Origin of the sequence: Roseivivax halotolerans (assembly GCF_900115815.1) — a bacterium.
Lineage (GTDB): Bacteria > Pseudomonadota > Alphaproteobacteria > Rhodobacterales > Rhodobacteraceae > Roseivivax > Roseivivax halotolerans.
On record NZ_FOXV01000001.1, the window covers coordinates 61727 to 76821 of the forward strand.

Consider the following 15095-nt stretch of genomic DNA (forward strand, 5'->3'; position numbering starts at 1 on the left):
TGACATGTCCGAACAGGTGCGTAACAAGGCGATAGAGACCGAAGCCGAAGTGCAGGAAGTGAGCGAGGCGACTTTGCCGATGCCCAGAAAAGCGGATGACCTTGTCGCGCTCGACAAGGCGGATGCCCCCGTTGCCGAAGAGATCCGTGCCCGCATGGACGAGATCGATTTGAGCGACACGAATTCCATCGTCTCCTTCGGCTCCGCCGCGCAGGGCGAGCTGCAGGAAATAAGCCAGTCGATGCTCCAGGGCGTCCGCAACAAGGATGTGGGCCCCGCGGGCGACAGCCTGCGCGGCATCGTCACCACGATCCGCGGCTTCTCGGTCTCCGAACTCGATGTGCGCCGCAAGCGGGCCTGGTGGGAAAAGCTTCTGGGCCGCGCCGCGCCCTTCGCAAAGTTCACCGCGCGGTACGAAGAGGTGCAGGGCCAGATCGACCGGATCACCGACGACCTTCTCAAGCACGAGCACACGCTTCTGAAGGACATCAAGTCGCTCGATCTGCTCTACGACAAGACGCTGCAATTCTACGATGAGCTCGCGCTCTATATCGCTGCTGGCGAAGCCAAGCTCGCCGAACTCGACGGCACCGACATCCCCGCCAAGGAAGCCGAGGTAAACGCCGCGCCCGAGGACGATCAGGTGATGAAGGCGCAGGAGCTGCGCGATCTGCGCGCCGCGCGCGACGATCTCGAGCGCCGGGTCCACGATCTGAAACTGACGCGCCAGGTAACGATGCAGTCCCTGCCCTCGATCCGGCTGGTGCAGGAAAACGACAAGAGCCTCGTGACCAAGATCAACTCGACGCTCGTGAACACGGTCCCCCTCTGGGAGACACAGCTTGCCCAGGCGGTGACGATTCAGCGCTCCACAGAGGCAGCGGCGGCCGTGCGCGAAGCCAATGATCTCACGAACGAGCTGCTGACCTCGAACGCGCAGAACCTGCGCGAGTCCAACAAGATGATCCGCGAGGAGATGGAGCGCGGCGTCTTCGACATCGAGGCGGTCAAGAAGGCCAATGCCGACCTGATCGGAACGATTCAGGAAAGCCTGCAGATCGCTGACGAGGGCAAGGCCAAGCGTGCCGCCGCCGAAGAGGATCTCAAGAAGATGGAAGCCGAGTTGCGCGACACTCTGGCCTCGGCCAAGGCGCACAAGACCGGCACCGGCGAGACCGCCGCGACCTCGGTTCCGGCTGGCTGAAAAGGTGCGGCGCGGGGCGGGATATCTGGGCTGGATTGCGGGCGCTGCGCTCGCGCTTTCGGGCTGCGCGATGAACGACGCCCAGCCCACCCCGCCCGGCACGCCGCCGCAGGCCCGGCCTGACCGGCCCGTGCCGGAACCCGCTCCCGTCCCGCCGGCAGAACCCTCTGCACGGAGCCTGGAGCTTGCAAGCTACTACGCGCGCATCGAAATGGACCTCGTGGGTCAGGGCCTTCTGAGGACGGATGGCGGCGGCGTGGACACGCCCGTGACCGACACCCAGCTCGCCCGCAATTTCGAGCAGATCGCGCTGGCCGAGGAATATCGCCGCGGCGCGGGTCTTCAAAGCTCCGGAGGAGAGCTCGGTCCGATCAAGAAGTGGCGTCAGCCGATCCGGGTCGATGCGGAGTTCGGCGCGTCGGTGCCGGAAGAACAGCGCGCACGCAACGAGGCCGAGCTGTCGCGCTACGTCACGCGCCTCGCCCGTGTGACCGACCACCCGATTTCGATGAACGAAAACCGCGCCAATTTCCATGTTCTCTTCATTTCCGAAGATGACCGCGCCGCCATTGCGCCCCGGGTCAAGGCACTGGTGCCAGACATCGACCCGGCGTCGCTTTCGGTCGTCAACAATCTGCCGCGCGCGATCCACTGCCTCGTCGTCGCATTCTCGGACGAGCCAGGCGGATATGCCTATGGCAAGGCCATCGCCATCATCCGGGCCGAGCACCCGAACCTGCTGATGAAATCCTGCATCCACGAAGAGGTTGCCCAGGGCCTCGGACTTGCCAATGACAGCCCGTATGCGCGCCCGTCGATCTTCAACGACGACGATGAATTCGCGCTCCTGACGCGGCATGACGAGATGTTGCTCAAGATCCTTTACGATCCGGCCCTAGAGCCTGGCATGTCCCCCGACATCGCCCGCCCGATCATCCGCCGCCTCGCCACCGAGCTTGCAGGCGACCGGATCGCGAGCGCCGGAGCAAATTGATGCCTACGACCGCCTTGGAGTAACCCATGCCCATCTTCGATTTCCTCGCCGGACAATTCATCGACGTCATCCACTGGACCGACGATACGCGCGATACGATGGTCACCCGCTTCGAGCGCGAGGGGCACGAGATCAAGTACGGGGCGAAGCTGACCGTGCGCGAGGGCCAAGCGGCCGTTTTCGTGCATGAAGGTCAGTTGGCGGATGTTTTCACGCCCGGGCTCTACATGCTCGAGACGAACAACATGCCGATCATGACCTCGCTCCAGCATTGGGATCACGGCTTCCGCTCCCCCTTCAAATCCGAGATCTATTTCGTCTCCACCAACCGCTTCACCGATCTAAAATGGGGCACGAAGAACCCGGTGATGCTGCGCGATCCGGAGTTCGGGCCGGTGCGTCTGCGCGCCTTCGGCACCTACGCGATCAAGGTTACCGATCCGGGCCTCTTCCTGACCGAGATCGTCGGCACGGATGGCGAGTTCACGCGTGACGAGATCTCTTACCAGATCCGCAACATCATCGTGCAGGAAGTCAGCCGCACGCTCGCATCCTCGGGCATTCCCGTGCTCGACATGGCGGCCAACACTGCCGATCTCGGCAAGCTCGTTGCCGCCGAGGTGTCGAAAACGCTCGCGACTTACGGGCTCGTCATGCCCGAGCTTTACATCGAGAACATCTCGCTGCCGCCTGCGGTCGAGAAGGCGCTCGACGCGCGCACCTCTCGGGGTATCGCGGGCAATCTAGACGAGCACATGAAGTGGCGGGCCGCCGAAGCGTTGGCCGAAGGCGGCAGCGCGGGCGGCGCGATGGGAATGGGGATGGGCGCGGGCCTCGGCATGCAGATGGCCGAAGCCGTCGCAGGCCGGCGTGGCCCTTGGGGCACCGCACCCGCTCCGGTGCAAGGCGCAGGCGGCCCCGCGGCGCCCCCGCCACCTCCTGCCGAAAAGGTCTGGCACATCGCCGAGAACGGCGAAACGCAAGGCCCGTTCAGCCGTGCGCGGCTCGGCCGGATGGCGAGCGAGGGAAGCCTCACGCGCCAGACCTATGTCTGGACCGCAGGTCAGGACGGCTGGATGCGCGCGGAGGACGTGACCGAGCTGGCGCAGCTCTTCACCGTCATGCCGCCGCCGCCCCCGGCGCCTTAAACGCCAGATCACGCCGCCTTTGACATTGCATCGCGCGACTGCCTTGGCGAAGGTGCGGCCACGCTCTGCCGAGGACTGACTGCCGTGACCATCGAGGATCATCGCTTTCCCTGCGACCAATGCGGCTCGGACCTGCGTTTCGATCCGGGTGCGGGGCAGCTTGTTTGCGGCCATTGCGGCAACGCGGAGCCGATCGAGGATGGCGGTCCGTGGGCGGGCGGCATCAGCGAGATCGACTTCGACCAGGCGCTCCGCAATCTCCTTCCGATCCAGGACATGGAGGTTACGCGCGTCTCCTCCTGCCCCAATTGCGGAGCGGAGGTGGAGTTCGACCCCGAGGCGCATTCCGCCGAATGCCCGTTCTGCGCGACGCCCGTGGTCAAGGGCACCGGCGAGAACCGGCATATCAAGCCGCGCGCCCTACTGCCCTTCCAGCTCTCCGAGGATGCGGCGCGCGATGCGATGATCGCCTGGCTCGGACGGCTCTGGTTCGCACCGAACGGCGTGCAGGAATATGCCCGCAAGGGACGGCGGATGCAGGGCATCTACGTGCCCTACTGGACCTTCGACGCGGACACCAAGTCGCGCTACCGCGGCGAGCGCGGAACGGTCTATTACGAGACCCGCCGCGTCATGCGCGACGGCAAGATGACGACCCAGCGCGTGCAGAAGGTGCGCTGGCGGCCCGCATCGGGCCGGGTCGCACGGTTCTTCGACGATGTGCTGGTTCTGGCTTCCACGTCCTTGCCGAAAAGCTACACCGAGGCGCTTCCGCCGTGGGATCTGTCGGCGCTCGAGCCGTACAGGCCGGAATTCATCGCGGGATTTCGGGCGGAGGCCTACACTGTCGATCTCGATCAGGGCTTCGGCGAGGCACGCGCAATCATGGACCGGCAGATCCACCGGGACGTCAAATTCGACATCGGCGGTGATCGTCAGCGCGTCCACAATGTCGAGACCGAGGTCAGCGCGGTGACATTCAAGCACATCCTGCTGCCGGTCTGGATGGCGGCCTACAAGTTCCGGGGCAAGACCTATCGGTTTGTCGTGAACGGACAGACAGGCCGGGTCCAGGGGGAACGGCCCTACTCGGCCTGGAAGATCGCGTTTGCGGTCATCGCCGGTCTGGTCGTGGCCGCCGCCTTCGGATATGTCGCGGCCGTCTACGGCTGAGTGCGAGGAGGCTACGCCCGATGATCCTGTGTTGCGGAGAAGCGCTGATCGACATGTTGCCGCGTGAGGCGCAGGACGGCTCCCCGGCCTTCGCCCCTTTCGCTGGCGGGGCGATCTTCAACAGCGCCATCGCGCTTGGCCGGCTTGGCGCGCCGGTCGCTCTATTCACGGGCCTCTCGACAGACCTTTTCGGAGAGATCCTCGTACGCGAGCTGGAGAACAGCCGCGTTGAGACCGGGCGGCTTGCGCGCTCGGACCGGCCGACGACGCTGGCTTTTGTGACATTGACCGACGGTCAGGCGAAATACGCCTTCTACGACGAGAACACTGCCGGACGGATGCTGGACACATCCCATATTCCGGAGCTGTCCTCCGACATCGATGCGCTTCTCTTCGGCGGTATCAGCCTCATCGCAGAGCCTGGCGCGGAGACCTATGCCGCCCTCGCGGCACGGGCCGCGGGCGACAAGCTGGTGATGCTCGACCCGAATATCCGGGCCGGTTTCGTCCAGGACGAGGCCCGGTATCGCGCGCGCCTCGATGCGATGCTGGCAGGTGCGGACGTCGTGAAGCTTTCCGATGAAGACATGGACTGGCTCGGCACCGATCCCGAGGCACTCTTCGCGATGGGCGTGGCTGTCGTTCTCATCACGCGCGGCGCGGAGGGCGTCGATGCGATCACACCCGAAGGCACGCGCCGCATCGGCGCCGAACCCGCGCAGGTCGTCGACACGGTCGGCGCGGGCGATACGTTCAATGCAGGCTTCCTGGCGGGGCTCCATAAAGATGGACTTCTGACCCGCGCGGCATTGCGCGATGCATCGCTTGAACTGCTGACACCGGCCGTGGCGCTTGGAACGAAGGCCGCCGCGATCACGGTCAGCCGCGCCGGTGCCAACCCGCCCTGGGAGAGCGAGCTGTGAGAGCTCTGCTTCAGCGGGTAACGAAAGCTCGAGTCGAGATCGACGGCGCGGTGATCGGGGAGATTGGCGGGGGCCTTCTTATCCTGGTCTGCGGGATGAAAGGCGACACGGACGAGATCGCCGATACGCTCGCCCGAAAGGTTGCGAAGTTGCGTCTCTTCCAGGACGAGAATGGGAAGACCAACCGCGCGATTTCGGATGTCGAGGGCGCTGCGCTCGTGGTCAGTCAGTTCACCTTGTCGGCGGACACGAAACGCGGCAATCGCCCCGGCTTCTCCCAAGCCGCCCCGCCAGACGAGGGACAACGGCTTTACGAGCGGTTCGCGGCGACATTGCAGGGCGAAGGCGTGCCAACCGCAACCGGCCGGTTCGGTGCCGATATGGCCGTGCACCTCGTGAATGACGGCCCGATGACGATCTGGCTGGACACTGACGATGGGAAAACGCAATAGCGACATTGCGTTTTTGAATCGAAACAATCGCGTTTGTGCATAAATCGCAGTCGCCATCCAGACGTTGCCCTTACGGCAGTTCGCGGAGTTTTACACATCTGACATGATTCAGTGTCAGATGTGTCTGACACTCAAGATGTAGTGCTCCGTTGCGTTTGAACCCTAAATAAGCGCAGCCCAATATGGTTGCGCTAGCTCGTTATCCGCGAAAGCTACAAGATCGGGTTGTGGACAAGTCGGTGGGAAAAATTCGCCGCTACGGTTCGCGCAGCGCATCTTTCGTCTTGTACAAAGGCTTCAGAAGGTAGGTCAGCACGGTTTTTGCGCCGGTCATCAATTCCACCTGAGCCAGCATACCGGGCCGTAGCGCGATCCGGCCCTGACGCTCGGACAAGGCCGAGCGATCAATGGCGACGGTCACCTTGTAGTGCGGCGCCGCTTTCGGGTCGCGCTCGTCGCGGAACGTATCGGCAGAGACGACCCGCACCTCGCCCTGGAGCGCGCCCCAGATCGTGTAATCATACGCCGACAGCTTGATCGTCGCGGCCTGACCGGGCCGGATATTAGCGATATTCTCGGGCGCGACACGGGCCTCGACGAAAAGCGCCTCTTCCCGCGGGATGATCTGCAGGATCTCCTCGCCGGGGCGAACGACCCCGCCGATGGTCGTGATCGACAGCTTGTTCACCACACCGTCCATAGGGCTCGTCAGTTCGGTCCGGTCGAGCTGGTCGCGCGCGGCGGCAAAGCCCTGGCGCAAGGTCGCAAGCTCGCGCAGCGTCTCGGAATGCGCCTCGGCGCGCGCAAGCTCGGTTTGGGTGACGATCTCCTCGTAGCGGATACGGGCATCCGCATGGGCCTTGCGAGCGCGCGTCACCTCGATCAGCGCGACGACACCCTTGGCATAGAGGTCTTCCATGAGCTTTCGCTCCGCCGCGGCTTCGTCGAGAACGCGGCGCGCGCCATCCGTTCGGCCCAGGTAATCAGTTTGGCGCGCGGACAGAAGCTGACGCTCGGCCTCGGCCATGTCCGGGCTCGCCGCGACCAGTCTTTCGGGCAAGGCCAGGTCGCTTGCGCCGTCGATCTCCGCTTCGAGCCGCAGACGCCGCATCTCGAGGGCGGTGATCTGTTCGGCAAGGTCGGCAACGGAGGCTTCGTACTCAGCGGCGTGCAGCCGCGCGAGCACGTCGCCGCGGGCAACCGCATCGCCCTCCTTCACCAGAAGCTCGGACAGGATGCCGCCTTCGAGGTTCTGGATGATCTGGGGCCGCGAGGAGGAGGCAAGCTCCCCCTCGGCCCGCACGATCTCGTCGATCCAGGCGAGCGAGGCCCAGATCAGGAAGATCAGCACCGCCGCCGCCGACAGCCAGATCGTCAAAGACGGACCGCGCAGACGCGTCCCGAGCTCACCGCGCAAATCGGTCGAGGCAAGCGCCATCAGCCCTCTCCTTTAGCGGTGCGGGTGAGGTGGGCCATCACCTCCGCACGCGGGCCATCCACCGCGACCCGGCCATGCGCGAGGATCGTGACGCGCTGCGCCAGAGACAGGATCGGCACGCGGTGCGTCGCGATGATCGCGGTCCGGCACGAGAGCCATTCGCCCAGCCGCGAGATCAGCGTCGCTTCCAGCGTCTGGTCGAGCGCGGCGGTTGGCTCGTCGAGCAGGCAGATATCGGGATCCTGAAGCCAGAGCCGAGCCCACCCGACGCTTTGCCGTTGCCCCACCGAAAGCCCGCTGCCGCCATCGCCGATGGGCAGGTCGAGCCCGGCGGGATGGGCCTTCACGAATTGCCCCAGCCCCGCGAAATCGAGCGCCGCGTAAAGCCGCGCGTCATCCGCCTCCATCCGGTCGAGCGAAAGGTTGTCGCGCAAGCTTCCCTCGAAAAGCCGCACATCCTGGCCAAGATACCCGATGCCCCGTCTTAGGTCGGCCGGATCGATCTGGGCCATCTCCACCCCGTCGAGCATCAACCGTCCTTCGGCGGGCGCATAGAGACCCGACAAAACGCGCAGGAAGGTCGACTTGCCCGAACCATTCGCGCCGAGAACCGCAAGGGTTTGACCCGCATTGACGGTAAAGCCCGAGAGATCCAGCGCGGGCGCAGCCTCCCCGTATCGATAACTCACGCCCTTGAGGTCATAGCGCCCTGCGAGGCGCGGGCGGCGCAGGTAACGGCGCGCGGGGCGGCGGTCCTGCTCGGCTTCGGCGATACCATCCAGCATCGTCAGCGCCGTCTTCACGTTCGACCAGCGCGCAAGGATGCCCGACAGCTGCGTCAGCGGGGCCAGCGTCCGCGAGGTCAGTATGCCCGTCGCGATGATCGCGCCGACGGTGAACTCGCCCGCGAAGACAAGATACGTGCCCGCGATCACGGCGATCACGTAGGTGCCCTGCTGGATTGCCTGCGCCCAGACCGTGAGGTTCGCGGCGAGCCGTCGTTGCTCGGAGCTTTTCAGAGATTGCAGCGCGACAAGCTCTTCCCAGGCGCGGGCAAACCGGGTCTCGGCCCGCGCGCCCTTGATCGTGTCGAGGTCGCGCACGACCTCTTGCAAGAGCCGAGACTGGCGCACGCCCGCGCCCTGCATCTCTTCGGTCAGGCGCATCATCCGCCGCTGCAGAAACACGCCCGGCACCACCATCAGGATGCCGCCCGCGACCAGGACCCAGACGACCTGCCCAGCGATGGATGCAACGAGCGCGAGGAACAGCAGGATGAACGGAATGTCCGCCAGCGCGCCAACGGTGGAGGCGGTGAAGAACTCGCGCACCGATCCGAATTCGCGCATGGCCGAGAAGAGCTGCGAGGGGCTTTTCGCCGCGATCTCGGAGCGGAGCCCCAAGAGGCGGCTCATAAGGGTCGATTGCACGCCAAGCTCGATCTGCCGACCCGCCCCGTCGAGAAGCTGAGCCCGCGCGGCCTTCAGGCCGCCTTCGAGCATCAGCGCGAGCCCGGCCCCGGCGGCGAGCACCCAGAGCGTTGCCTCGGATTGATGCGGGATCACCCGGTCATAGACCTGCAGCGAGAAGAGCGCGACCGCGACCGCCAGCATGTTCGCAACGAAGGAGCCGACGGCGACCTCGGCGAGGGGACGCTTGAACCGCGCGAACTCCGACCAGAACCAATGGCCGGGACGCGGCGCAGCTCCAAGTGTCTCTGCGAGCTTGGCAAGCGGCACCGCGCCCGTGAGCATGACGCCCGCGAAATGCGGCTCGAATTCAGCGACGTGGATCTCGACCCGGTGATCGCGAGCCTCTGCCTCGTAAAGCGTGACGGTGTCGGGCGTGACCTTGAGAACGAGCACGGCCTGACCGGAAGTCATCAGCGCGATCGCGGGCTCTGACCGCTCAGTCAGATCGCCCGTGACCTGCGCGGGCGAGAGACCGGCGGCGCGCATCCCGGCGGCAAGCGTGTCGGGGCCGTAAAAGTCCACGCCACCATCAGCCTCGCGAAGCGCCTCGACGATGTCCGCCTCGGCGGCCTCCACGCCGCGCTGACGCGCGTAAAGGCGGATCAGGCCGGCGCGCGTCTCTGCACGGCCCGAGCCGCGCGTGACCCGCTCGCGTGTCGGTCCTTTGGTCTCGGCGGCCGCCGTCTTGGCGCGCGTCAGGGCTATGACCGGCGCGGCCGTCACACACGATCCCCGGCGGCGAGACCTCCTTGAAGCGCGGCGAGACGCAGCTCGGCCCGCGCCAGCGCGTATTTCAGCGTGATCGCCTGGGACATCGCGTCGGACCAGGTCTCGTAGACACCGACGACCTCCATCACCCGGCGTTGCCCGCCTTCATATTGGCGCTGGAAAAGATCGAGATTGCCCTTGGCCTGCTGCGCCAGCCCCTCGGCTTCACTGAGCTGACGGCGGGTCGCTTCGATCTCGCTCGTGAGCCGCGCGACTTCGAGACCGTGATCCTCCTGCGCGGCGACGATGCGCTCTTCGGCGGCGGCGATATCGGCCTTGCCGGCTTTCAGGGACGCGCCAGTGCCGAGCCCGAGCCCGTTCGGAATCGCGGCCGAGAGACCGCCCTGCCCGCTGCGCGCGCTGAGTTCTGCCGAAAGGCCAGGCAGAAAACCCGACCGCGCGATCTCTGCCTCGGCGGCGACGCGGGCCTTGTCCGCTCGTGCCGCGAGCACCGCGACGGGCGGCGCCGATGCGTTCGTACCGCTCAATGTGCCAATCCCGTCGGTGGCCGCGCCGGGAGCAAGGCGTTCGAACTGGGCTTTCGCCTCGACGGCGCTGTCGCGGGCGCGGTCCCGGTCCGCGGCGATCCGAGCGAGCTTCTGCCGCAAGACGGTCAGATCCGAAGGGTTGGAGACGCCGCCTGCCACACGCTCAGCCATGATCCACTCGAAATGGGCCATGTCCTTGTGCGCGCGTTCGAAATGGGCGGCAGCCTCGCGGCCTTCCTCGGCATCAAGGTGAAGTCCTATCGCGCGGGCCACCCGCTCATCCGCGCTCTCGACAAGGCGCACCGCGGCGGCATCCACCTCGGCGCGGGCGAGATCACGCTTGGCCCGTTTGCGGCCATTGTCGAAGAGCACCTGATTGACGACGAGGTCGGCGGCCACATCTCCGAGCGAAGTCAACGACACGGTCGGCCCGATCGTCGGCAGCCAGTTCCGCCCGGCCGCGGTCTCCCGCAGACGGGCGGCTTCGAGTTCCGCCGTTTCCACCTGCGCGCCCGACGACAGCGCGGCCGCCGCGATCCGGTCGTAGCTCGAGCCTGGAACGAAGCCGCCGGACCGGGCCGAGAGTGCCTCGACAATCCCGACATCGGCCGGCGTCGCGCCTGGCGCTTCCGTTCCCGGTGCTGCGGCAAAGCGGGTCGCGACCTCGGGAACCGGCAGGCCCGCACAGCCCGCCAGAGTGGCTGTCGCCACCAGCAAGACTGCCGCGCGCTGCCCTGTCCGTCGTTTCACGTCCGACCTCTTTCTTCGCCGATGACTGGCGTCAGATGACGACGTTGGTGATGTCGTCCTCGATCTTCACGACCGCATCGCCCAGCGAATAGACGTTGAAGGTCTCGCCGTTCTCTGTGACCTGTCCCGCCGCCTGCGCGCCCGTGATCGTCACGGTATCGTCGACGCCGCCGGTGATCGTCAGCTCGTCGGTCCCTTGCGCGAGTGCGGTAATCTGCGCTTCGGTGAGGGTGAGCTGGGTATCCTCTGCGAATTGCAGGTCGATCGTCTCGATCTCGAACGCGCCGAGCTGCCCCGCCAGCGCATCGGTCATCCCGACTTGGTTGGTCGCAGGATCATCGACGACGTGGAAGGTGCCCGCTGTGTTCCCCGCCTCATCTGTGACCGTGACCACGAGGTGAGAGCCGTCCGGCACCGTCTCGTTGAAGAAATACGAGGTTTCGCCCCGGTTCGGCACGTCGAAGGAGTCATAGCCGACTTCTTCGACGCCGCCCGCGTCATCGAGATGGCCGATATAGATCGCATCATCCGTGCTCTCGAGCGAGACGCCCGTGAGACCGGAATGATTGCGGGTGTAATCGGTGACCTCCGGCGCATCGGAGGCCTCGGTGTCGAAAGCCAGCGCGCGTGTCTCGCTGCGAGTGTTGCCCGCCGCGTCAGTGGCCGCGATGGTCACATCTTGCGAGAGCTCGCCTGACGGCAGCTCTGCCGCCGCGAAATCGACGTTCCAGTTGCCGCCGGCATCGACGCTTGCGGCATGGGTGACGCCGTTGAGTGTGACAAGGACCGTTGAGCCCGGCTCGACCTGGCCCGTCAGCGTGAGGCCCTGGGCCGCTTCAGCGGCGTTGACCACGTCATCGCCCGCCACTGGCGACGGCGAGAAGCCGAGCGTCTCGACCTCGGTATCCACCTGGAATTGCGTGCTCGTTTCGCTGGTATTTCCTGCCATATCGGTCGCGACGATCGTGGCCGATGCGCCGTAAGTGCCAGATGCGACGGTGCCGGGCCCGAAATTCGCGGACCAATTACCGTTGCCATCCACGTTCGCGGTGCGCGTGACACCGCCAATGGTCACGGTGACGGTGCTGCCCGGTTCGGTCGTTCCGCTAAGCACCACGCCATCCGCCATTTCGGCCGCGTTGACGACGCCGTCGCCCTCGACCGGAGCGGCGGAGACGCCGAAGTTCTGCACTTCGGTGTCGACGCGGACGCTGTCGGTGCGCGTCAGGGTGTTGCCAGCACTGTCGGTGATCGTCGCGGTGATCTCGGCAGTATAGGTTCCGGCCGCGATCTGGCCGGGAGCGTAGTTCGCAGTCCAGACCCCGTTGGGTCCGGTGATGACGTTCATGGACACGCCAGCCATCGTGACGGTCACGCTCTGCCCCGGCTCGGACGTGCCGGTCAGGGTCACGCCATCGGAGGCTTCTGCCGCGTTGACAACGTCGTCTCCCTCCACCGGCGCCGCACTGATGGTCAGCGAGCCGGCATCGGTGTCGATCCTCACGTCCTGGGTAATGGTGTCGGTATTGCCGGCCCGATCGGTCGAGCTTGCGCTGATCTGGTAAGCACCGGTGCCGGACGGAATTTCGCCGGCGGCATAGTCGACCGACCAGCTTCCATCCGCGGCCACGTTCGCTGCGCGCGTGACGCCTGCGAATGTGACGGTCACGGTCGCGCCGGGCTCGGTCGTTCCTGTCACGGTCAGGCCCTGCGCGGCCTCTTCGGCGTTGATCGTCGAATCCGCGCCGCCCGCCTGCGAGGTGAATGCGAAGTTGGAGACCAGAGTGTCGACGGCGACGCTGCCGGTTGCCGTGGCCGTGTTGCCCGCCTGATCGGTCGAGACTGCCGTCATATCCAGCACCGTCTCGCCCTGCGGCAGGTCGGACGCGGGGTACGTGACTGTCCAGTTGCCATCACCGTCCACCGTTGCGGGGAGAGTAACCCCGCCGAGCGTCACATCGACGCTCGAGCCCGGCTCTGCCGTGCCGGTCAGGTTCACGCCACCTGCCGCTTCGCTGCCATTGACCGTGCCATCGCCGCCCACAGAGTCCGTGTCGGCCGTGACAGAGGTGACCGTGTCGATCACGACCGTGCCTGTCACCGAACTGGAATTACCTGCGGCATCGGTCGCCGTGACCGTAACCTCCTGGCTGTACTCACCTTCCGGGAAGACCGTCTCGTCGAAGGTCGCCGACCAGGTGCCGTCCGCAACGGTCGCGTCGTAGTCGGTTCCATTGATCGTCACGACAACGGTGGAGCCTTCTTCGACATTGCCGGACAAAGTGACACCGCCCTCATGCACTTCGGCGTTGATCGGACTGCTGGTGCCGTTCTGGATGTCCACCTCGGGTGGGGTCACATCGATATCGTAGGTCGCGCCAGTCAGATCGGTAACCGCGCCATCCGCTTCGGTCACGACCGCCGTGACCGTGTAGTTGCCATCCGCGGGGAAATCGTCGCCTTCGAACGCGACCGACCAGGTGCCCCCCTCGTTGGAAACGGTCTCGAGCGTCGTCTCGCCGACCGTGACCGCAATGGTGGAGCCGGGCTCGGCCACACCGGAGACAGTGATCGTCTGCTCGGCATCGCCGTAGATCGTCGCGGAGGTGCCGGCATCGTCGATCGCGGGTTCGATCCGGGTCGGGCCGTTGTCACCGCCACCGCCGGAGCCGCCGTCATCGCCGCCTCCGATCACCCCGGCGCCGATAAGCGCCGCGCCACCCGCCGCAGCCGCCGCGGCACCGGTTCCACTGGCAAGCGTCGTACCAAGAAGGCCGGTCGCCAGCATGGAAACTTCGCCGTCCTCGGCGTCGCCCAGCGCCGCGTATCCGGTATCAGAAGCCGTCAGGCCGTCATCGTCGAGGAAGATCAGCTCGTCATGCGGGCTCCACTTACCGAAGGTTTCCTCGACCCCGTAAGTGGCAAGCAACACGCCATCGCCCGCATCGGTCAGCACGACCTCGGAAATCCTGCCATTCGCGCTGAGAAACAGTCGCGCGCCTTCAACCTCGAAATAATCCTCGATCAGGATCACCCGCCCGTCCGAAAGCGTAATGAGAAGATCGCCGCCTTCGCGCGTATATCCGCGCAGCGAGGAAGGCTCGAGATTCAGGGAGATCGAGTGGCCCGGCTGGGCCTCGATAGCGAAGAGATCACCATTGACCGTCGCTGCGTCGAACTGCACGTCACCCGCAGGGGTGCGTACAGCGAAATCAATCGCTTGCATAATTATCACCGCTCTTGCCTCTGCTCCGACGCTCTTCGGCGCCTTTGCTATTATTGCAGGATGTATACATCGGCTTTGCAGGTGTGGCTACACAATGTTGCCCAATTCTTTTAACCTACGGTTGAGCCGGGCCGGATCTGTGACTGTGACCCCACACTCCGGACGATCACGAAACGTCAATGCGAGCCGCTTTCAGAGCAGCGGCCGCAGGCTCGGCTTCTCTTCGACCAAGCCGATTTCCTCGAGCGCTTCGATATCCGGGATGGACAAGCGTCCTTCGCTCCAGGTGGCGAGTTGCTGCTCGCGAAGCCGGGCGAGCGTCTTGTTGGTATGCACCAGAGACAGTCCCAGCGCATCCGCCAGGTTCTGCTGAGTGTAGGGCATCGGCACGGTGATCCCATTTCGCATGTTGATCGCCTCGAGGCGGCGGTAGAGACGTGCGAAGGCCCAAGCAACGCTTTCCGTTGCGGATTTTTGTCCAATAGTTGCAAGAGCTTCGCCAAGAAACCGCTCTTCCGACGCGGCGATCCAGGTCACATCGAACGCCCGCTCGGCATGGTTTCGGAACAACGTCCAGAGCTCCGAGCGGTTGAAAACGCAGAGCGTCATATGCGTCGTGGCCTCGACTGAATGGGTCATCTGCCCCATGACACCCGCCTGCAACCCGATGAGATCACCGGGCAAAACGAAGGACAGAACCTGCTTCTTGCCGTTCGGCAAGAGCTTGTAGCGCAGTCCGAACCCCGACAACGCGGTGAAGAGTTGCGGCGATGTCGAGCCCTCGGACAATAGCGGCGTGCCCGATTGAACGGACATCTCCCCGATCTTGAACCGCTCCATGAACGCGACTTCCCGTTCGCTCATCGGCTTGAACAGCGGCAGCTTCCGGATCGGGCAGTTCGCGCATCTGGTTGCCATTCGGCCCCCGGTCATTTCGAATTTTCGTGAATGCGTATGTCACAGTTTAATGCGCCGCTTGCGCGATTGTTCCAGAAGGCATGATAGGCAGGGCAATCCGCGGTCCGAGACATGCCGCGCCGGACCGGCGGGAACGAGGGG

Annotated in this window: 11 protein-coding genes; 6 read left to right on the forward strand and 5 right to left on the reverse strand. The window is 65.1% G+C overall.

Annotated features, from left to right (window positions below; genetic code table 11):
- The first annotated feature begins 4 nt into the window (after window positions 1-4).
- The 6 genes from BM171_RS00335 to dtd all read left to right on the forward strand — a co-directional run bounded on the left by BM171_RS00335 (window position 5) and on the right by dtd (window position 5894).
- The gene (locus tag BM171_RS00335; RefSeq protein WP_093008816.1) at window positions 5-1204 is read left to right on the forward strand and encodes a toxic anion resistance protein; all 1200 of its coding nucleotides are present in this window, start codon (window positions 5-7) and stop codon (window positions 1202-1204) included.
- 4 nt (window positions 1205-1208) lie between these two features.
- A complete protein-coding gene (locus tag BM171_RS00340) occupies window positions 1209-2198 on the forward strand; it encodes a DUF2927 domain-containing protein (RefSeq protein WP_245760140.1) in 990 nt (329 codons plus the stop codon).
- Between the two features lie 26 nt (window positions 2199-2224).
- On the forward strand, window positions 2225-3346 hold the full coding sequence (locus BM171_RS00345) for an SPFH domain-containing protein (RefSeq protein ID WP_093008817.1): 1122 nt from the start codon (window positions 2225-2227) through the stop codon (window positions 3344-3346).
- An 84-nt stretch (window positions 3347-3430) separates the two neighbouring features.
- The gene (locus BM171_RS00350) at window positions 3431-4519 is read left to right on the forward strand and encodes a TFIIB-type zinc finger domain-containing protein (RefSeq protein WP_245760141.1); all 1089 of its coding nucleotides are present in this window, start codon (window positions 3431-3433) and stop codon (window positions 4517-4519) included.
- Between the two features lie 20 nt (window positions 4520-4539).
- A complete protein-coding gene (locus BM171_RS00355) occupies window positions 4540-5442 on the forward strand; it encodes a carbohydrate kinase family protein (protein WP_093008819.1) in 903 nt (300 codons plus the stop codon).
- Window positions 5439-5894: a D-aminoacyl-tRNA deacylase gene (gene dtd / locus BM171_RS00360; RefSeq protein WP_093008820.1), complete on the forward strand. Its 456-nt coding sequence runs from the start codon at window positions 5439-5441 to the stop codon at window positions 5892-5894. The genes BM171_RS00355 and dtd overlap by 4 nt, the downstream gene beginning before the upstream one ends.
- A 256-nt stretch (window positions 5895-6150) precedes the next feature.
- Here dtd and BM171_RS00365 read toward each other — a convergent pair whose 3' ends face one another.
- The 5 genes from BM171_RS00365 to BM171_RS00385 form a co-directional block, all read right to left on the reverse strand.
- Window positions 6151-7332, reverse strand: a complete 1182-nt coding sequence (locus BM171_RS00365; RefSeq protein WP_093008821.1) for a beta-barrel domain-containing protein — start codon at window positions 7330-7332, stop codon at window positions 6151-6153.
- Entirely contained in the window at window positions 7332-9527 is a 2196-nt protein-coding gene (locus BM171_RS00370) for an ATP-binding cassette domain-containing protein (RefSeq protein ID WP_245760142.1), read from the reverse strand. Before BM171_RS00370 ends, BM171_RS00365 begins: the two co-directional genes overlap by 1 nt.
- Entirely contained in the window at window positions 9524-10810 is a 1287-nt protein-coding gene (locus BM171_RS00375; protein ID WP_093008822.1) for a TolC family protein, read from the reverse strand. The genes BM171_RS00370 and BM171_RS00375 overlap by 4 nt, the downstream gene beginning before the upstream one ends.
- Window positions 10811-10841: 31 nt before the next feature.
- Window positions 10842-14036 (reverse strand): Ig-like domain-containing protein, encoded by a 3195-nt coding sequence (locus BM171_RS00380; protein WP_093008823.1) that lies wholly within the window; start codon window positions 14034-14036, stop codon window positions 10842-10844.
- Window positions 14037-14228: 192 nt separating this feature from the next.
- Entirely contained in the window at window positions 14229-14954 is a 726-nt protein-coding gene (locus tag BM171_RS00385; RefSeq protein ID WP_093008824.1) for a Crp/Fnr family transcriptional regulator, read from the reverse strand.
- Window positions 14955-15095: the final 141 nt, after the last annotated feature.

Excerpts from the sequence above, each read along its gene's own strand:
- BM171_RS00335 (WP_093008816.1), top strand. The coding sequence starts at position 5 with ATGTCCGAACAGGTGCGTAACAAGGCGATAGAGACCGAAGCCGAAGTG.
- BM171_RS00345 (WP_093008817.1), top strand. The coding sequence starts at position 2,225 with ATGCCCATCTTCGATTTCCTCGCCGGACAATTCATCGACGTCATCCAC.
- BM171_RS00355 (WP_093008819.1), top strand. The coding sequence starts at position 4,540 with ATGATCCTGTGTTGCGGAGAAGCGCTGATCGACATGTTGCCGCGTGAG.
- BM171_RS00365 (WP_093008821.1), bottom strand. The coding sequence starts at position 7,332 with ATGGCGCTTGCCTCGACCGATTTGCGCGGTGAGCTCGGGACGCGTCTG.
- BM171_RS00380 (WP_093008823.1), bottom strand. The coding sequence starts at position 14,036 with ATGCAAGCGATTGATTTCGCTGTACGCACCCCTGCGGGTGACGTGCAG.
- BM171_RS00385 (WP_093008824.1), bottom strand. The coding sequence starts at position 14,954 with ATGGCAACCAGATGCGCGAACTGCCCGATCCGGAAGCTGCCGCTGTTC.